The organism is Nostoc sp., assembly GCF_036917815.1.
Lineage (GTDB): Bacteria > Cyanobacteriota > Cyanobacteriia > Cyanobacteriales > Nostocaceae > Nostoc.
On record NZ_JBALEK010000089.1, the window covers coordinates 133507 to 151083 of the forward strand.

The 17577-nt window shown below is 41.4% G+C and carries 18 protein-coding genes, 2 pseudogenes and 1 CRISPR repeat array (1 of these 21 only partly in view); of the genes and pseudogenes, 6 read left to right on the forward strand and 14 right to left on the reverse strand.

Going from position 1 to position 17577, the window contains the following annotated elements:
• Window positions 1–629: a CRISPR direct-repeat array (repeat unit 37 nt; unit sequence ATTGCAATTCATCAAAATCCCTATTAGGGATTGAAAC); it begins 1494 nt to the left of the window's first position.
• Between the two features lie 1035 nt (window positions 630–1664).
• From V7K97_RS27235 to V7K97_RS27245, 3 genes are all read left to right on the forward strand, one after another.
• Entirely contained in the window at window positions 1665–1820 is a 156-nt protein-coding gene (locus V7K97_RS27235; RefSeq protein ID WP_442936901.1) for a hypothetical protein, read from the forward strand.
• A 6-nt stretch (window positions 1821–1826) separates the two neighbouring features.
• The gene (locus tag V7K97_RS27240) at window positions 1827–2765 is read left to right on the forward strand and encodes an SMP-30/gluconolactonase/LRE family protein (RefSeq protein ID WP_334804098.1); all 939 of its coding nucleotides are present in this window, start codon (window positions 1827–1829) and stop codon (window positions 2763–2765) included.
• 166 nt (window positions 2766–2931) lie between these two features.
• Window positions 2932–3492 (forward strand): antibiotic biosynthesis monooxygenase, encoded by a 561-nt coding sequence (locus V7K97_RS27245; protein WP_334804182.1) that lies wholly within the window; start codon window positions 2932–2934, stop codon window positions 3490–3492.
• A gap of 69 nt (window positions 3493–3561) precedes the next feature.
• On the opposite strand, the pseudogene V7K97_RS27250 reads toward V7K97_RS27245, so the two are convergent.
• A pseudogene (locus V7K97_RS27250) lies at window positions 3562–3681 on the reverse strand (element excision factor XisI family protein); the annotation flags it as partial.
• Between the two features lie 30 nt (window positions 3682–3711).
• Here V7K97_RS27250 and V7K97_RS32175 point away from each other — a divergent pair.
• Entirely contained in the window at window positions 3712–3873 is a 162-nt protein-coding gene (locus tag V7K97_RS32175; protein WP_442936849.1) for a ribbon-helix-helix protein, CopG family, read from the forward strand.
• On the opposite strand, the gene V7K97_RS27255 is transcribed toward V7K97_RS32175, so the two are convergent.
• The 10 genes and pseudogenes from V7K97_RS27255 to V7K97_RS27300 all read right to left on the reverse strand — a co-directional run bounded on the left by V7K97_RS27255 (window position 3815) and on the right by V7K97_RS27300 (window position 11254).
• Entirely contained in the window at window positions 3815–3949 is a 135-nt protein-coding gene (locus V7K97_RS27255) for a hypothetical protein (RefSeq protein ID WP_334804099.1), read from the reverse strand. The genes V7K97_RS32175 and V7K97_RS27255 overlap by 59 nt on opposite strands.
• On the reverse strand, window positions 3943–4230 hold the full coding sequence (locus V7K97_RS27260; RefSeq protein ID WP_334804100.1) for an element excision factor XisH family protein: 288 nt from the start codon (window positions 4228–4230) through the stop codon (window positions 3943–3945). Before V7K97_RS27260 ends, V7K97_RS27255 begins: the two co-directional genes overlap by 7 nt.
• Window positions 4231–4472: 242 nt before the next feature.
• Window positions 4473–5078 (reverse strand): Uma2 family endonuclease, encoded by a 606-nt coding sequence (locus tag V7K97_RS27265; RefSeq protein WP_334804101.1) that lies wholly within the window; start codon window positions 5076–5078, stop codon window positions 4473–4475.
• 130 nt (window positions 5079–5208) lie between these two features.
• Window positions 5209–6822 carry an NAD(P)H-quinone oxidoreductase subunit 4 gene (locus tag V7K97_RS27270; protein WP_334804102.1) on the reverse strand — a complete coding sequence of 538 codons (1614 nt, stop codon included), beginning with the start codon at window positions 6820–6822 and terminating at the stop codon, window positions 5209–5211.
• 902 nt (window positions 6823–7724) lie between these two features.
• Window positions 7725–8519 carry a tetratricopeptide repeat protein gene (locus V7K97_RS27275; protein WP_334804183.1) on the reverse strand — a complete coding sequence of 265 codons (795 nt, stop codon included), beginning with the start codon at window positions 8517–8519 and terminating at the stop codon, window positions 7725–7727.
• Between the two features lie 153 nt (window positions 8520–8672).
• A pseudogene (locus V7K97_RS27280) lies at window positions 8673–8990 on the reverse strand (ATP-binding protein); the annotation flags it as partial.
• A 155-nt stretch (window positions 8991–9145) separates the two neighbouring features.
• On the reverse strand, window positions 9146–9655 hold the full coding sequence (locus tag V7K97_RS27285; protein WP_334804103.1) for a hypothetical protein: 510 nt from the start codon (window positions 9653–9655) through the stop codon (window positions 9146–9148).
• 42 nt (window positions 9656–9697) lie between these two features.
• Window positions 9698–10612 (reverse strand): homoserine kinase, encoded by a 915-nt coding sequence (thrB, locus tag V7K97_RS27290; protein WP_334804104.1) that lies wholly within the window; start codon window positions 10610–10612, stop codon window positions 9698–9700.
• A 169-nt stretch (window positions 10613–10781) separates the two neighbouring features.
• Window positions 10782–11081: a type II toxin-antitoxin system RelE/ParE family toxin gene (locus V7K97_RS27295; RefSeq protein WP_334804105.1), complete on the reverse strand. Its 300-nt coding sequence runs from the start codon at window positions 11079–11081 to the stop codon at window positions 10782–10784.
• A complete protein-coding gene (locus V7K97_RS27300; RefSeq protein WP_334804106.1) occupies window positions 11066–11254 on the reverse strand; it encodes a hypothetical protein in 189 nt (62 codons plus the stop codon). The genes V7K97_RS27295 and V7K97_RS27300 overlap by 16 nt, the downstream gene beginning before the upstream one ends.
• A gap of 131 nt (window positions 11255–11385) precedes the next feature.
• Here V7K97_RS27300 and V7K97_RS27305 point away from each other — a divergent pair, with 131 nt between their 5' ends.
• The gene (locus V7K97_RS27305) at window positions 11386–11625 is read left to right on the forward strand and encodes a hypothetical protein (RefSeq protein WP_334804107.1); all 240 of its coding nucleotides are present in this window, start codon (window positions 11386–11388) and stop codon (window positions 11623–11625) included.
• 112 nt (window positions 11626–11737) lie between these two features.
• Here V7K97_RS27305 and V7K97_RS27310 read toward each other — a convergent pair whose 3' ends face one another.
• Together V7K97_RS27310 and V7K97_RS27315 are read right to left on the reverse strand one after the other, a co-directional pair.
• Window positions 11738–13426: an NAD(P)H-quinone oxidoreductase subunit 4 gene (locus V7K97_RS27310; protein WP_334804108.1), complete on the reverse strand. Its 1689-nt coding sequence runs from the start codon at window positions 13424–13426 to the stop codon at window positions 11738–11740.
• Between the two features lie 162 nt (window positions 13427–13588).
• Window positions 13589–14308 carry a response regulator transcription factor gene (locus V7K97_RS27315; RefSeq protein WP_334804109.1) on the reverse strand — a complete coding sequence of 240 codons (720 nt, stop codon included), beginning with the start codon at window positions 14306–14308 and terminating at the stop codon, window positions 13589–13591.
• 438 nt (window positions 14309–14746) lie between these two features.
• Between V7K97_RS27315 and V7K97_RS27320 the strand changes: the two genes are divergently transcribed.
• The gene (locus tag V7K97_RS27320; protein WP_334804110.1) at window positions 14747–15841 is read left to right on the forward strand and encodes a hybrid sensor histidine kinase/response regulator; all 1095 of its coding nucleotides are present in this window, start codon (window positions 14747–14749) and stop codon (window positions 15839–15841) included.
• A gap of 491 nt (window positions 15842–16332) precedes the next feature.
• On the opposite strand, the gene V7K97_RS27325 is transcribed toward V7K97_RS27320, so the two are convergent.
• Window positions 16333–16515 carry a CsbD family protein gene (locus tag V7K97_RS27325; protein ID WP_334804111.1) on the reverse strand — a complete coding sequence of 61 codons (183 nt, stop codon included), beginning with the start codon at window positions 16513–16515 and terminating at the stop codon, window positions 16333–16335.
• Window positions 16516–17577: the final 1062 nt, after the last annotated feature.

Sequence of the window (17577 nt, forward strand, 5' to 3'; positions counted from 1 at the left end):
TTATAATAACAAACTTGATTGCAATTCATCAAAATCCCTATTAGGGATTGAAACGCCAAATCAGTTTTAACTGCCTTAAGGTATTTAAATTGCAATTCATCAAAATCCCTATTAGGGATTGAAACGTAGCATCGATCATGAAAGCGTAATCACCATCCAATTGCAATTCATCAAAATCCCTATTAGGGATTGAAACCCTCCGCTAACTTCGTAATACCTAGTGCATTACATTGCAATTCATCAAAATCCCTATTAGGGATTGAAACACGATCGGAGGCAAATGACTCCAGATAACCCGCAATGGATTGCAATTCATCAAAATCCCTATTAGGGATTGAAACAGGTGAAAACGAATGACAGCATAAGACAGCAAGATTGCAATTCATCAAAATCCCTATTAGGGATTGAAACAAGGTATAGGCGTATCCATCTCCATTATTATTATTATTGCAATTCATCAAAATCCCTATTAGGGATTGAAACATCAGAAGATGGCAAAGGAGTAGACGACCTCATGGATTGCAATTCATCAAAATCCCTATTAGGGATTGAAACATTAGCACGATTCTGGGCAGAGGTAGGCGATGAATAAATTGCAATTCATCAAAATCCCTATTAGGGATTGAAACCTAATCAACTCGCTCAACGCCAAAGAATATTCATTTATTCCGTCATGAAAACCCTTAAGCAATACATTCATTATCACTTAGTAAAGATGAACGTCACAGAAATGCAATGATAGTTAGCGAGTCTTTTACCTTAGAGGTTGTTTGAAAAGTCCTCTGAACGGTAGCAAAAAGTTCTAGATCCCCCTAAATCCATGCCACGTGCTTCAAGTCGGGGAACCCGCCCAACGCAGTGGCTCCCCGATAAATTGGGGGACTTTGATTCCGGTTCCCCCCTTTTTTAAGGGGGGTTAGGGGGATCATTAAGTACCTAAAATCACAACCAACAACTTTTCAAACACCCTTTTAGCGCTAGCCTCTCCCTTTGGGAGAACTACGGTGTACACACATCTTTGTGCTAAGTGCAAAATGTGGCTTGATCCCCCGATAAATCGGGGGACTTTGATTCTTTCCCCCCCTTTTTTAAGGGGGGTTAGGGGCAGGGCTGTTTCATTCGAACTCTTAGAGATTTTGTCAATAGTATAAGTCAGAAATTTGCTTGATTTGGTTATCGAAAAGATACCACCTCAACGAGTAAATTTCAGTGCGATGTCTACGACGGGCTACGCCTACGCGATTTTCTCGCCCAATCAGATTTTTTAGTCACCTGACTTTTTTGCTTGAAACGCTTGTAAATCAGAGCCTTTTAGGGAATGAAACAGCCCTGGGGTTAGGGGGGATCAAAACGTTGTGGGGCTAGGTTATAAGACTTGTGTGTACACCGTAGCTTTGGGAGAAGGGGAGAGCATCTTGCAATTTTTAATTAGAGCGTTCGCCTTTGGCGTCTCGTAGAGAAGCGACTTGACACCCATAAGCAATGTTACTTACAAAAGATGTGGTTTTCAACCTAATTCATATTTGGTATTTCTTGTCAATGTGTAAGTCATAAAATATATTGCTGCAATCAATTTGCTTAATTTACAACATCTCAGTAAAGTAAACTTAAAACCAGTTTGAAGGTCATAAAAATGACGACTCAAAGCAGGATCGCTGTGTTGGATGAAGACTGATATAGGGGGAGATAATGCCCCATTCACGGCAGAAGAAGGAGCGCAAACCGCCGTCTATTTGGCAACACTTGCCGATGGCGGAGCGCAAGGACAGTTTTTTGCAGAGATGCGAAAGTTTGGTAGTCCAATTCAATTACAGTGGTAGGTTAATATGGAAAATTCCGCAGGTTTACCGCCTATTTACGTAGGTACACAGATTGAATTAGCACCTGCTAAGATTATTGCCTCATTCCCGGTCAATACTTTTTTAGAAAATTTAGCGATACCTGCGGCGGGCTACGCCTACGCACCAGATGGCACAATCTTTGTAACTAATCACGAAGTTGGCGAGATTGTTCGCATTAGTCCAGATGGCAATCAGCAGATTCATGCCACTGTTGAGGGCAAGGTAAGTGGTCTTGCTTTCACTACTAACGGGGGTTTGGTGGCAACAGGCTGGAATGCTGATTCTATACCAGTGGTTTCGTTAGTTGCCAATGATGGCACTGTGGAAACCTTACTGACACTGCCAGATGCAATATTTCTCAATGGCATAACTCCACTTTCTGACACTCAGTATTTGACGGCAGATTCTTATCGGGGTGCAATTTGGCTGATTGATATTGCTCAACGCCTGGGGTCAATTTGGCTAGAAGATCCAATACTTGCTCGTAGCAATTCGGAAAACGTCACTCCGGCGGCAAATGGTTTGAAGCGTTTTGGTGATTTCCTCTACGTTTCAAATACGGAAAAAATGTTGCTATTGCGGATTCCCATTGATGCTGTAAACCAACCAGGTGAGCCAGAAATCTTTGTTGAGCAAACTAATATTGACGACTTCGCCTTTGATGTGGAAGGCAATCTTTACGGAGCGACACACATTTATAACAGTGTGATCCGAATTGCAAAGGATGGAAGTACTACTATTATTGCTCAAGCCGAGGCAGGTGTAATTGGTAGCACAGCTGTAGCTTTTGGTCAAGGTGAGAGCGATCGCACCGCGATTTATGTTGTCACCAATGGTGGAATGTTTTTACCTCCGCCTACAGGTGTCGTTCCTGCTAATGTTGTTCGGCTTGAGGTTGGAAAAGCTGGATATCCCTTGACTTGAGCGTGACCGAATTTGAGATTTTAAATTTGGGATTTTAAATTTAAAATCTCAAATTTAAAAATGTAGAGACGTAGCACTGCTACGTCTCTACAAGAGTTATGGATAACGCATATTTAATTGCTGGAGATGTCTGCTTACTAACTTGATAGTGGTATAACTAATGGAGATGGAACAGGACGATCAATTTGTAACCGTAGTCATTACACAAGTTGTCAAACCAGGATGCGAAACCGCTTATGAAGCTTGGTTAAAAGATATTACCAGGGTTTCCAGAACCTATACGGGTCATCTGGGAACAAATGTGATTCGTCCGCAGCTTGGGGTACGAAACGAATATGCGATCATCTTTCGGTTTGACGGTTATGACAATTTAAAGGTGTGGATGACATCGCGCGATCGCGAATATTGGCTGGATCAAGGTAAACATTTAGTTGAATCTGATCCTGATGTTCAACAAGTCAGTGGATTAGAAGCTTGGTTTTCTCTTCCTGGTCAACCACTGAAAACTCCACCGCGCTATAAAACCGCATTGCTAACTTGGGCGGCTGTATTTGTGTTAATTAATTTGTTGACTACATTTGTAACGCCCCTGCTTCGCGGTTTACCTCCCTTAATTATTTCGTTGATAATTACGATTACTATGGTTTTGCTGTTGACATATATTGTTATGCCTAGAGTTAGCCGTTTGTTTAGTAGGTGGCTATATCCTAAATCACGAAAAATTTAGGGATTAAAGTTATTTAAACTCAACTCTTTTAATCAAGAGTGATTGACTTTCTTTCAACCCTCAGCCTTATTAACCAACAGCGAACTCGGTAAATTGTCGTTTAAAGGGGGAATGAAAAGCCAAAACTATGTCTTTTTTGGGTATACCTCGACTAATAAGTTCATTAGCGATACCTCCTTCAGTACCATCATCACATCAATATAACATATATTCGATGTCATGAGTAGATTTAGTGCAAGGTTTTCTAAAGAAGAATACGAAGAGTTGGTGCAATTAAGCAAGAAAAAAGAACGGTCGATAAATGATTTGATTAGGGAGGCTGTCAGACAATATGTTGAGCAATCAAATAAAACGAGCAAGCCTGATAAATCAGGCGGATAGCTTTCATCCCCCGGCTAGAAGCACAGATGTAACTTTCCGCACCGCTACAAGTTACATCTTCGGGGGTTCTCAGCATCTTTCCGATAGAAGTCTCTCAGGTTGTTCTTCTTCAAGCGCTAGTTGATATTTGAGATACTGTCCTAGAGATTCAGTTGTAGTAGATGGAGCAACAAAGCTTTTAACTTCAATCGCAATTTTTTCTTGATTTCGTTCAGCTGTTAAAACTTTCTCTGCACCAAGGTCGATGTACATATCCAAACCACCAAAACGGAGGAAAAGCGGGTCATTAGTAATGAGCCAACCCTCTTTCTCTAAAGCGCGTCTTACTGCATCATGGAATATGTCTTTCGCCGCCATAAGCTGTTGCGTATTTAATTTGTATATGCGAGGCGGGCAAGACTTCGGCGTGAGCGCTCAGTCGAACGCTGCCCGCACTACAATAATTTTAGGTTTTCGTGTTATACAATTTAGCTGCACATCAGCTTAGATTCCTAGCATTTTTATTTTATTATGCTTTGAGTGTAGCTATTTTAGTTTTAATATGTAGATTTTCTAAGGCGCTTTTTTCCAAACTGGGTTGAGTATTTTGTATTTATACCCTACCAAACCTGACTTAAATCCAAAACAAACCCAGGTAGCAACGGTTCACCATAAAGTGTCTTAGGATTATCTAATACCTCAACTGCAATATTAGGACGATAAATAAAAACTCGGCGTTGTTTTCTATCAATTAACCAACCAAGTTGCGTGCCATTATCTATATACTCTTGCATCTTGTCTTGCAAAATTTGCAAGCGATCGCTCTGGGAACGCAATTCAATCACAAACTCAGGACAAATCGGCGCAAACTTTTTTCGCAGTTCCTCTGGTATGGCCTCCCAGCGATCGCGTTTTATCCACGCTGCATCTGGAGAACGCACTGCACCATTAGGCAAAGTAAACCCACCACTGGAACCAAACCCTACACCTGTAGCATCTTGCTTTGTCCATACCCACAACTGCCCAACTAAGTTAAAGTTGCGTTCATCAGTCTCGGAACCAGTAGGGGGCATAATCACTAATTCTCCAGCAGCATTACGTTCAATGCGAAAATCACCGTTTAGCTGACAAAACTCATAAAACTGATCGTCAGTTAGTGCGATCGCAGGTTGGAATTGCAAGACGATTGGTATAATTTCTGTGGCTATAGCTAAGTTAATGGTCATAATTCATATTTGGGGGCTTCACCTGTCTTTAGGATATATCTTGGCAAAATTTTAGGGGTGGTTTCGTAACCACCCCTTTATTCCCCTGAATATTTAGAATTTACTTGCAGCCCCTTAATCGGAAGTTAATTTACTCAGAAATATTAATCGAACTTTCAACTTGAGAATTAGCCAATGTTGGTGCAGAGAAAATCCGCGAGTATAGACTTGATGGTTGCTGATGGGCAACGACTGGTAGAACTTGACGAGCATGGGCGGCTAATTCTACTGCCTTCACATCATAAGTCTGCGTTACCAACTTGGGATAAAACCCGATTCCGATGATTGGCAGCAACAAACAAGCGGTAATAAATATTTCGCGGGGTTTGACATCAGATATTACAGCATCCAAGTGTAACTCTTGACTTTGCTCACCGTAGAACACTTGACGCAGCATGGACAATAAATAAATCGGTGTCAAAATCACGCCAACTGCTGACAGCAGCACAACTACAACTTTAAAGCTGGAACTGTAAACATCACTGGTGGCGATACCCAGAAATACCATCAACTCACCCACAAAACCACTCATTCCCGGTAAGGCGAGAGAAGCCATTGAACCAATGGTAAATAGAGCAAAGGTTTTGGGCATTACCTTCGCCATACCGCCCATTTTATCCATCATCAAGGTGTGGGTGCGATCGTAAGTCACGCCAGACAGGAAGAACAAGCTTGCAGCAATCAAGCCGTGAGAAACCATCTGTAGCACTGCACCACTAATACCCAGTTCTGTGTAAGAGGCAATCCCAATCAGCACAAACCCCATGTGGGCTATTGAAGAGTAAGCCAAGCGGCGTTTGAGATTGGTTTGGGCGAAGGCACAGCAAGCACCGTAGACAATGTTCACCACACCCAAAATTGCTAGCACTGGGGCAAAAGTCACATGGGCATTGGGCAACATTTCCACATTGAAGCGGATGAGGGCATAACCACCCATTTTTAACAACACACCAGCCAAAATCATTGAACCGGGTGCTGATGCTTCACCGTGGGCATCAGGTAGCCAAGTGTGTAAAGGGAAAATTGGCAGCTTCACACCGAAGGCAATCAAGAAACCTGCATAAACCAATAATTCCAAGGTTTTGGGGTATTCTTTCATTCCCAGAGTCGCCATGTCGAAGGTGACGGTATCTCCAGAGAATGCCATTGCAAAACCGGCAATTAAGATAAATATTGATGCGGCGGCGGTGTAAAGAATGAATTTGGTAGCCGCATAACGGCGATTTTGTCCTCCCCAGATGGAAATCAGCAGGTAAACCGGTACTAACTCGATTTCCCACATTAGGAAGAACAACAGCAAATCTTGGGCGACAAATACGCCAAGCTGGGCGCTGTACATCGCTAACATCAAACCATAAAATAATCGCGGCTTGATGGTAACTTTCCAAGCCGCGAATATTGCAAGGGTATTTATTAAGCCTGTCAGAAGTAGTAAGGGCATCGATAAACCATCAACCCCCACCGCCCAATGCAAACCCAATTGCGGTATCCAAGGATAGTTTTCTACAAGTTGGAGTGTTGAACTCTGGAAGTCGTACTTATACCAAAAGGCATAAATCATCAGTGCAAAGTCGGCCAAAGCAACTCCCAGACCATACCAACGGACAGTTCTACCTTCTTTGTCTGGGATTAGGGGGATGGCTAAGGCAGCCACCAAGGGTAAGAGGATTATGGCTGTTAGCCAGGGAAATTCAATAGCATTCATCACTTCTGACAATCAATTTGCTTTCTCGCTTTTAGTTACATTATATTAAGCAATTTTTACTTTTGTAACCTTTATTGAAGTCTAAAAGATTAAGTTTTTGCTTTTTGATGAGAATATATACTCATCGAATGTCAATTTGCCAGGATAAATAAGAATAAATACTTATCGGATTTTGACGTTTTCTATTGTAAATGTAAACTTTTGCAACGTCAACAAAAAACGGTGGCCTTAGCTACCGTTACAAAATCGTTACATTTTCTGGAACATTTTTGAGGTATAAAGAAGCCTCAAACCTATGCAGGGTAGGGGAAATAGACCAATTGCTCAAAAATGGCTAAAATCCAGCTATTGCAATATACCAAGCAAAACGATGTCAAACTAAATCTGTATATAGTAGGATTAGCCCTTTCAAGGTGACTCGTAAAATCTCTGTTTTCCTCTCTGCGCTGCGCCAGTTGCTTCTCCCAGGGGGAGACGCTACGCGAACAAGTCGGGGAACCCGCCCAACGCACTGGCAACTCTATTGCTTCTGCGGTTTAAAAGTAATTTATTTAACCACAGAGACGCAGAGAACACAGAGTTAAGAGATTAAAGAGGAGTTTTTTGAGCAAAATATTTACTCACCTTGAAAGGGCTAGTCCTATATAGATTTGAGGTTTTTTTTCGTTTTTTGTCTAAATCCCACTAATTGCTGTGATAACGATAAAATTCCTATTTTCTTCAACACCTCATACTCACCAATTATTTAGGTAATGAGTGTATTTTTCCTGTAATAAAAATTGTTATCATAGGAATAGACATATTTTAGGGTGAACACTAAAACTCAAATACAGTAAGCATCTTGGTCTTAGCGTACATTCCTGTTCCATTGCTACTGGCACACGGTTTAATCCAGAGAAAGATTATTCAATCAAAAACTTAAATTTTTTATTTTCACGAATAGTATTAAAATCAGGATCGGTTTTTGCCAGACTTCGACTTTCTTCAAAATTTAATTTGATTGCGGTTTTTAAACTTTTTATTGCTCGTTTACTATTACCTATAAGTGCATAAATTCGAGCCTTATTATACCAAGCAATATGATTGTCACGTTTAATTTTTAAACCTTCATTTAAGCTAGTAATAGCTTCTTGATAACGTCTTAATTTTATAAGAACAAAGCTTTTATTAAAGCAAGCTACATAGTCATTAGGTTTAAATTCAAGAGCTTTATTACAACTGGCAAGTGCCTCCTCATAACGACCCAAGTAGTACAAGCTACAACCTTGATTTGCCCAACTTAGTTCAAAATCAGGCTTCAATTCAAGCGCTTTATTGAAGTTGCTAAGAGCTTCTTCATAAAGTTTAAAGTCTTCTCTAGAAAAATCTTGATTATAAGAATTGTGTAAGCTCAAACTAATTTCTAAGGCTTTTTCAAAAATAGCTACTTTTCCGTCATTAGAATATTTTTTAAGTAGTAAATAGCCTTTATTATTCCATGCCAAGTGGCTATCGGGTTTAATTTTCAGTACTTTATCAAAACACACTATAGCTTCTTCATAACATCCTAAGTGGTAAAGAACATTTCCTCGGTCATACCAAGCTTCATCGTAATCAGGTTTAAATTTCAATGCTTGGTCATAGGAGGCAATCGCTTCTTCATGCCGTCCTAAAATTGATAATGCAGTACCCCGATTATGCCAAGCTTCGCAAAAAATTTAGCATTATCTTTTAACGCTTCTAATAAGTGTCGTGTACAAGCTAAGAGAATATCTGTATAGCGTTTCTCAATCTAGTGAGGTACATCTTAAGCCCCCTCTCGAAGAGCGGGGAGGGGGTTGGGGGGTGGGGTTCTTGTACCTCACTCAACCGAGAACCGCTATATATTGGGCATCTTCTGGCTCAATATCTGCTTCATCGGCAGCAAAATAAACCACAAAGCAGCCTTCCTCATCTAAATATTTTTGCAACCGCAGCAATTCTGTTGACTTTCCTGCACCGCGATGACCTGCATAAAGTTGACAAGTCATTCTGTCTGAATACAAAATCTCTCTACCTATTTCTACTAGGATGTCGCCATCTCCCCGCACAGCCTGACAATCTACATATTTTGGATCGCCAGCAGGTAAGGGTCGAAATGGGTCGAAAACATTGTATATCCGCTTTAAAAGTGCAAAATCTTGCGTCATGGGTTAAAGTCTCTCGATATGGACGATTTTAGCAAGAAAGGCAGAAAGCAGAAGGAATCCTGCCTTCTGCCTTCTTCACCAACTGTCTTGTGATGTCAAATGGTTATTGAAAAAATTAATGTTAGTAAAGTATTTCTAGTTTAGAAATGCTGACATTAAACAATTCGGTTGACAATTGTCCACACTTCCCCGTCTGAGCGGACATAGGGAACGGAGATTGTCTTAAACCCAGTAATGAAGGGCTTGTAATAAATCTGCCAATACATTGGACTCAGTTGATTGGCACAAGCTTTAAGAAAACGGACTTCTGCGGCCAGCTCTCCAGCTAGTTGATTAATGCGTTCAGCATGAACCTGTGCGACTTCTTTCGCTTCCTCTAGCTGCTGTTGTTGAATAAGTTGTTTTGATTGAACTTGCGATCGCACTAACTTACCTTGTTTTTGTTTGATCTTGCCTTCTAAGGCGGCGATCGCAGCATCTATGCCTTGGAGTTCAACTGATAATTGGGCATTTTCCCTGGCTTGACGGCGGTACGCTTCCACCATTGCCTGGGGTGAATCATTCTCGCCAGAAATTACATTATTAATAGTGAGTGCAGCGCGTTCTTCTAAAAGAATCTGAATTTGAGAGTTAAGCGCCGCCATTTCAGCCTGAATTTGCTCCATAAATCGAGTTCTAAGTGCTGAGTAAGATAGTTATCTGATTTTTTAAAAGCTTTTTGCGCCTTGGATATCGAGAGCAAGCGATCGCACCTCGGCTGTAATTCCTTCTTCTTGCCAAGCCGCTAACATCGCCGCTTCCACAGCCTCCGAGTGTAATTTATCCGCCAAAGCTAACAGTGTCGGCCCCGCACCACTAATTACCATACCATAAGCACCAGCACTAACAGCTGCAATGTTGAGAGCATCATAACCAGGAATCAAAGCTTTCCGATAGGGCTGATGCAATCTATCTTGTAAAGCTGTTTTTAACCATTGTCCGTTACCAGTTTCCAAGCCGCGCAACAATAACCCCAAATGTGCCGTATTGAAAATAGCATCGGCGCGACTCACCTCAGTTGGAAGAACGCCTCGCGCTTCGGAAGTGGAAAGTTCAAAATCAGGAATAGCTATAACTGGTACAACATCTTTATGCCAGGGAATATCACAAATTTCCCAAGCTGCACCACTGGTAGCAGCGAGACGACATCCTCCCAACAAAGCTGGAACTACATTATCAGGATGTCCTTCCATTGCGATCGCTAACTCCATCACCTGCGACTGACTCATCGGCGTACCCTCAAGTTGATTAGCAGCAACCAACCCACCAACAATTGCTGTGGCCGAACTACCCAAACCCCTTGCCAATGGGACACCTAGCTTAATCTCTATTTTCACAGTTGGCGGCGTCTGCTCTATATGTTGATAGAACTTGACAAACGCTTGGTAGAGGAGATTACTCTCATCAGTTTGGACTCGTTCAGCTTCCTTACCAGTGACATGAATAGTTAGCCCACCTTCTTCTAGGCGAGTGAACTTGAACTCGTTGTACAGCTTTAATGCTGCACCGATGCAATCAAAACCAGGCCCCAAATTCGCAGTTGTGGCGGGAACGGTAACGGTGATGGCAGAAACAACAGACATTGGCAAAACTCACTAATCATCAACCAGCATCTCATGTAAAGGGTTGATTTGATCATGAGCTATGGTATTTGTCTATAAGTCAGGAAACATCAAGCTCGTTAATCAACCAGACTGCTACTTTTAATAACCCAATTTTGTACCTTACTTTTATCATTACTTTGACTTATCCTCAATCTGCATCCAGTTTATCGAATAGTTTTTTTCCATGAATCACTGCTGCAATAGTTAAAGTTTCACCCTGAATTCGATAGATGATTCGATAGCTATATACAAACTTTTCCCTAATAGTATCATTATCAAACTCTGGTACTATTCGACCTGAGAAAGGAAAGTTACTCAAGTTACGAGTTACATCGATTATCCTCTGAACTACTGCCGCAGCATAAGCAGCCGAGTCACGAGATATGTATGTGGCAATATCTTCTACATCTTCTAGTGCTTTAGGAGACCAAACTACTTGATAAGCCATTTGCTCAAACGTTCTTCAACTTCCCCTTGTGCGATCGCTCCTTCTGTGTCGGCTACTTCTAATCCACGACTAACTTTCTCAATTACATACAGATGGTATTGAATATCTTCGATTGAGCAATCATCTGGCAATTGGTTCAGCAGAGATTGAACTTTTTCTTTTGTGGTATTCATAGCTTGATTTTTAGTTCATTAATAAAGCAACTGAACGCTCTGGTCGTTTGTGGAGTCCCCCAGTAACATAAGCATAACTCAAATGAGTTAAAACTGAAGTATCCAACTTTTACAGACCACATTAATTTGTTATGGCTTTTTACGTATTGATTCTAAAAGAAAAGGAGGATGAGATTGGCGTTACTTACCGCTTTGGCCCACATGAAGATCGTCTTGGCTCTTTATGGATAGATAAATTGAGTGGAGAAATTAAGGAACTTCAAGAAACCCCAGAGCAAAACTCGCAGGCATTTTATCAACGAGCAGCAGTAAAGGTTTGGCAAAATTGGAAAAAAGGAGCTTTTCCAGAAAAAACATCTTGGGCATCCTGAGAATGATTTGGCATTGATAGCCTATCCATAGTGATCGGCTATCAATACTCTGTTATTCCTCAGAAAAATACATAGCTTTGGCTCTTTTCGACAAAAATATTAGTCAAAAAGCTTACTTCAAAGTTCCCAAAACGGGCGCTACCTCAACCTCGGAAATTTGCGGAACCAAGAAACCCTTAGCATAAATCTGGGGATTGGTTTGCGAAACTATGGCATAAGACTGGCGAAGATTAGCATTGACTGCGACTGTCTTCACGTCGTACATCTGCATCGCCATCTTGGGATAGAAACCAATACCAATAATCATCAGCAGAAAACAGGCAGCGATAAACACCTCACGGGGTCTAGCATCCTCGTAGACTGCATCTTCTGGCACGAAGCAGTCTGTACCAAAACAAACTGTTCCGTCATCTTCTTGATTTTCCAAGCCTGCATTATTAATGTCACATAGCAGTGCTGCGTCTTTACCATAAAACACCTCTCGCAGCATGGAAAGTAGATAGATAGGTGTGAGGATGACTCCAACGGCGGCGAGAAAAACTGTGACGGTGCAGAAAGTCGAACTGTAAACGTCACTGCTTGTCATCCCAACGAATACCGAGAGTTCGCCAGCAAAGCCACTCATACCAGGAAGTGCCAGGGATGCCATCGCGCCGATTGTAAACAGAGCAAAGACTTTGGGCATGGCTTGACCAATACCGCCCATATCTTTCATTACCATTGTGTGGGTGCGATCGTAAGTAACACCAGCTAAGAAGAACAGTACCGATGCAATTAAACCATGAGAAATCATCTGCAACATCGCGCCGTTGATTCCCAAATCAGTGAATGACGCAATGCCAAGCAGCACAAACCCCATGTGAGAAATCGACGAATAAGCTAAACGCCGCTTCATATTGGTCTGAGCAAAGGAGTTCAATGCACCATAGATAATGTTGACAACACCCAGAATTGCGAGAACCGGCGCAAAATAAATGTGTGCATCGGGAAGTAACTCAAGATTCAGGCGAATTAGCCCATATCCGCCCATTTTTAGTAATACGCCAGCTAGAATCATCGATACAGGAGAAGATGCTTCACCGTGGGCATCAGGCAACCAGGTATGCATCGGGAAAACAGCTAGCTTGACACCAAATGCAATCAACAACCCTGCATAGAGTAGCAGTTGCAAACCAAGGGGATATTCCTTTTTGGCCAGGGCGGTGATGTCAAAAGTCATCTCACCGCCGCCGTATAACCCCATTGCCAGGGCTGCCACCAAAATAAATATAGAAGCGGCTGCGGTATACAATAAAAATTTCGTAGCCGCATAACGACGCCTTTGCCCACCCCAAATGCAAACTAGTAGGTAGACGGGAATCAGCTCTACTTCCCACATAATGAAAAATAGCAGCAGGTCTTTGGCAACAAACACCCCTACCTGTGCCGAATACAGCACCAGCATTAAAAAATAGAAGAGGCGGGGACGGTGATCAACTTGCCAAGCCGAAAATATCGAGAGTGTGGTGACAAATCCTGCTAGAAGCACAAGTGGCGCTGAAAGTCCATCGACTGATACCGCCCAGTTAAAACCTAACTGAGGTACCCAGGCATAATTTTCGACGAGCTGAAAACTAGCACTACTGGGGTCGTAATGTTTCCAAAAGGCGTAGCACATCAAAGCAAAGTCTGCAATACCTACACCCAGTGCATACCACCGCACGCGCTTGCCATCTTTATCAGGCAGCACAGGGATGAGCAGGGAAGCAACGAGTGGCAGCAAGACAATTGCGGTAAGCCAGGGAAATTGATCCGCTATCATGTATATGAGGAAAAATACTTATTTGTCAATTATGTCATTGTACTAAAGTATGTAACGATTTCTTTATAAATCTTTGTCCCAGGTAATCGCTTTAACTAAAAACAATTGACTGGGGAGTTGGGAGTGGGGAGTGGGAAGTGGGGAAGAAAGATTTTTAATTGCTCACGGTACTAATCCAGCCCGCAAAGCACGAACAGCAGCTTGTGTACGATCAGCAACACAGAGTTTATTGAGAATACCTCGAACATGAGTTTTTACAGTACCGACTGTTAAATAGAGCCTTTTAGCAATTTCTGCGTTGTCACACCCAGCGACAATCAACTCTAAAACATCCATCTCTCTATTAGTTAAAGGATAGCCAACGATACTTTTCTCAACATCTGGGTCAATACCTTCAATCATGACTCTTTTTCCAGATGCGCCTCTGCTGCCATCGGGGAAATCTTGACGTATTTGTTGTAGCACAAGGTCTGCGATCGCTGGATCGATCCATGAGCTACCTGAGTATGTCGTTTCCACAGCCTCCACTAGTTTCTCAGTTTCGATATCCTTCATGCAATAAGAATCTGCACCTGCTGCAAAAGCTGCTAAAACTGCTTGTTCGCTATTCTGCATTGTTAAAATTAGCAGCTTTGTGGTATAATCCTCATTTTCTCCTTGATATTGCCTAAATGTGCGTGTTAGCTCAATACCATCCATATCAGGCAAGCCGATGTCAATAGTAGCAACATCAGGTTTGAGACTTTTCAGAAGCTTGATCCCATCGGCTGCATTGGCTGCTTCACCAACAATGTTAAACTCTGGCTGAGTTTGTAAGGCAGACCGTAAGCCGATTCTTGTCAGGTTGTGATCTTCAATCACGAGGATCTTGATTTCACTCATAGTTGCTTAACTTTACCGTTATTTATCTCAAGTACAGATTAAAATAATCTCGTTCTTCGATTCGGGATTTTATACAAAAAGCAATGCGTTTGGTATTATTCCCCTAAGTTCATCTACCATTAGACATAAATAACCTTATCTCGTAAGCCTTTCTAAGGCAAGAGTTTTGATATGATAATATAACTCAATCAAAAAATATTTGAATACATTAACCTGATGATAGATGTTTTATGGTAACCAATTTTTAATCTAAAAATAGCTACAATTATTAATTCATACACTTAATTAAAGATTGTCAGTATAATTACTTAAGAAAAGGATGTTTAATTTAGGAAACTTTAAAGGAAAATGTGAATCTCTAATAATTTCAGCACTGGTGAAGTAAGCTATTACTAGATTTGCTAGGGATAGCCAAGCACTTCTTCTTTTTATTTAGCCATGTCTTTAACTAAAACTGTCAAAAAAGATAAAATTCTCGTTGTCGATGATATTTTTGACAATCTACTGGTATTAGAAGCAGTCCTAGAAGATGAGGACTATGAAATTAGCTTGGTGGAAGATAGCAAAATGGCTCTGGCTATGGTTGAGGAGTCACCACCAGACATAATTCTCTTAGATGTGATGATGCCAGGGATTGATGGCTATGAATTTACTCGACGCATCCGACAGAATCAGGCGTTGCCATTTATCCCCATTTTGCTGCTCACGGCTCACTATGAGTCTAGCGTCGTTGAAGGACTTGACGCTGGTGCAGATGACTTTATTCGTAAACCATTCGATCCTGATGAACTTCATGCACGAGTGCGATCGCTCCTCCGCCTTAAGCATAGTATCGACGAACGAGACCAGATGGCTAACCTCCGGGCAGATTTTGTCTCGCGTTTTACTCATGATTTACGCATACCGTTGGTAGCCTCCAACCGCGTATTAAAATTATTGCTGGAAGGGAGGTTTTGCGAAGTTTCGCCACAATTGCAAGAAATAATTGATACCATGATTGGCAGCAATCAAGACCTGCTGGAAATGGTAAATACCTTGTTAGAAGTTTATCGTCATGAAGCGGGCTGCAAAACCTTAAAAATTTCTCCCTGCAATATTCAGGAATTAGTTAGTGAAGTTTCCCAAGAATTAACTCCCTTAGCTGAAGAAAAAGGATTGGCTGTAAACCTTGATAAAGGCGAAACTACAAGCACCGTCATGGGCGATCGCGTAGAACTGCGGCGAGTTTTGACAAATATTATCGGCAATGCCATCAAATTTACAGATAAAGGTTCTGTAGATATTCACTGTTATCTCACTGCGGTAGCTGTGAATATTGATATCCAAGATACAGGTCCAGGAATTTCTCAACCAGATCAGGCAATATTATTCGAGCGATTTCGCCAAGGGAAACACCAACGTTCTGGTAGTGGTTTAGGACTATATCTATCTCGCTGCATTATCGAAGCACATCAAGGCACAATCGAGGTGACATCTGAACCAGGCAAGGGTAGTACATTTACTATAGGTCTACCTGTAACTAGTGAAAACTAAAAGTAGGCAGACAAAAAATTATTACTTACTGCGAATTTCAAGTTGGGTGTTGTACACGACCTAAGTCTCAAACCCTGGCGTAAAGCCTGTTTTACTTCAGAATTCTGACTCCTGAATTCTGCTGGGTCAATATCGGGATCTGACTTTTCACGGTATCTGGAAAACCTCGCTTCTATTTCTCTCTCCTCTTAGGAGAGAGACTTTGAATTTTCCCCCTTCCCGCGACGAGTTGGGGGTTAGGTGTTTCGTGGCTTTTCCACATAACGTGAAAAGTCAATATCGGGATGCTTTGAAAAAATCAGTGATAGCTTGAGAAAATTTTTTGCGATCGCTATTGTCAAAAATTCCTAAAAATCTCAGGTAAAACACAGTTGACAATTCAAGATTCAAAATTAAAAATAAGTTAAGTCGGGGTTTCAATCCCCGACTTAACTTTATACTACGTGTAGAAAGAGGGGTCTTAAACCCTTTTATTTACGATAAAGTCCAGCTTAGTCTAAAGTCTTTTTAACTTCATCTTTGATATTTTCAGCAGTGTGACGGACTTGAGCTTCAGCTTGTTTAGCTTTACCTTCAGCTTTATCCTTAGGATCGCCAGTTACTTCGCCAATAGCCTCTTGTACTTTTCCTTCGACGTTTTTAGCAAAAGCTTTTGCTTTATCTTCGATACTCATATTCTTTGTTCCTAAAGTATGTCGTATGTTGATTAGTTGTTGCTTGCTCGAAAAGCGCTGCAATCTCTATAGATTACTTTTAGACAACTTTTAATTCTTCTATCTAACGATGTTTTTATGACAAATATTTGTGTCCGTTGTACATAGTTATTTAACGGTTAAATTCATCTTGGAGAATTAAAGTAATAGCCAAAAGAGGGAAAGGTATCATTATATTATTCTATCTTCAGACAAAATAATTTATAGGTTCATACCAATTTAATATGAAGCTGCATAGAAAAGAGCTTCTAAAATTAATTTTAAGAAGAGACAGACATTACCTGCTCAAATGTAAGTTGGTCGGTGCTAATGTTTCCAGCTATGTTAAGGAATTTTCATGTAGGGTGTGTTGTCGCCAAGCGCCGCACCGTCAACAATCTCAGGTGCGTTGCTATAAGGCATAACACACCCTACAGCTAATTTATATTTCTTCATATACATTGAATTTTTCTCACCGACTTACTTAAGTTGGTCAAATAGTTGCTGGATGCGATGCCTAGGTTGGGCTACGCCTACGCGTAAATGCGTTCGCGGAGCGTTCCGAAGGAAAGGCGCTAGCCTCTCCTTTTGGGAGAAGACTGCGCTGGCTCCCCAACCTACACATTTTTATTGAAAGCGACGGGAAACTCCATCCCAAGAGTGTCTGTAGAGGGATAGTCGTCCCGTCGCTTGGGGCATTGGGTATTGGGCAAACAGGTAACTTCTTCCCCATGCCCCATACCCTTGTGGGTGGAGTTTTTTATTTTTTAGCCAAAACCTACGCAGTATTGGTATTAGGGATTTCCAAGAAATAAATTATGCAAATAAACGAACCACAGAGGCGCAGAGAACACAGAGAGAGGAGAAATACAGAGGTTTTTGCGTCAGTTTTGGAATATTTTTTTCTTTGGAAGTCCCTTAGGGACTGACAAGAAATAAATTATCCATTTTGTGGAGTGGGCAACATGAGCGCTCTAAATCTGGGACGGGTGGGGACACCCATCCCACAAAAAATTTGGGATGTTTTTTTATTTGTCAGTCCCT

What these genes read in the sequence shown, in the direction of transcription:
- V7K97_RS27235 (WP_442936901.1), top strand. Translation starts at nt 1,665, where the DNA reads ATGAAGACTGATATAGGGGGAGATAATGCCCCATTCACGGCAGAAGAA.
- V7K97_RS27240 (WP_334804098.1), top strand. Translation starts at nt 1,827, where the DNA reads ATGGAAAATTCCGCAGGTTTACCGCCTATTTACGTAGGTACACAGATT.
- V7K97_RS27245 (WP_334804182.1), top strand. Translation starts at nt 2,932, where the DNA reads ATGGAACAGGACGATCAATTTGTAACCGTAGTCATTACACAAGTTGTC.
- V7K97_RS32175 (WP_442936849.1), top strand. Translation starts at nt 3,712, where the DNA reads ATGAGTAGATTTAGTGCAAGGTTTTCTAAAGAAGAATACGAAGAGTTG.
- V7K97_RS27255 (WP_334804099.1), bottom strand. Translation starts at nt 3,949, where the DNA reads ATGCTGAGAACCCCCGAAGATGTAACTTGTAGCGGTGCGGAAAGTTAC.
- V7K97_RS27260 (WP_334804100.1), bottom strand. Translation starts at nt 4,230, where the DNA reads ATGGCGGCGAAAGACATATTCCATGATGCAGTAAGACGCGCTTTAGAG.
- V7K97_RS27265 (WP_334804101.1), bottom strand. Translation starts at nt 5,078, where the DNA reads ATGACCATTAACTTAGCTATAGCCACAGAAATTATACCAATCGTCTTG.
- V7K97_RS27270 (WP_334804102.1), bottom strand. Translation starts at nt 6,822, where the DNA reads ATGAATGCTATTGAATTTCCCTGGCTAACAGCCATAATCCTCTTACCC.
- V7K97_RS27285 (WP_334804103.1), bottom strand. Translation starts at nt 9,655, where the DNA reads ATGGAGCAAATTCAGGCTGAAATGGCGGCGCTTAACTCTCAAATTCAG.
- thrB (WP_334804104.1), bottom strand. Translation starts at nt 10,612, where the DNA reads ATGTCTGTTGTTTCTGCCATCACCGTTACCGTTCCCGCCACAACTGCG.
- V7K97_RS27295 (WP_334804105.1), bottom strand. Translation starts at nt 11,081, where the DNA reads ATGGCTTATCAAGTAGTTTGGTCTCCTAAAGCACTAGAAGATGTAGAA.
- V7K97_RS27300 (WP_334804106.1), bottom strand. Translation starts at nt 11,254, where the DNA reads ATGAATACCACAAAAGAAAAAGTTCAATCTCTGCTGAACCAATTGCCA.
- V7K97_RS27305 (WP_334804107.1), top strand. Translation starts at nt 11,386, where the DNA reads ATGGCTTTTTACGTATTGATTCTAAAAGAAAAGGAGGATGAGATTGGC.
- V7K97_RS27310 (WP_334804108.1), bottom strand. Translation starts at nt 13,426, where the DNA reads ATGATAGCGGATCAATTTCCCTGGCTTACCGCAATTGTCTTGCTGCCA.
- V7K97_RS27315 (WP_334804109.1), bottom strand. Translation starts at nt 14,308, where the DNA reads ATGAGTGAAATCAAGATCCTCGTGATTGAAGATCACAACCTGACAAGA.
- V7K97_RS27320 (WP_334804110.1), top strand. Translation starts at nt 14,747, where the DNA reads ATGTCTTTAACTAAAACTGTCAAAAAAGATAAAATTCTCGTTGTCGAT.
- V7K97_RS27325 (WP_334804111.1), bottom strand. Translation starts at nt 16,515, where the DNA reads ATGAGTATCGAAGATAAAGCAAAAGCTTTTGCTAAAAACGTCGAAGGA.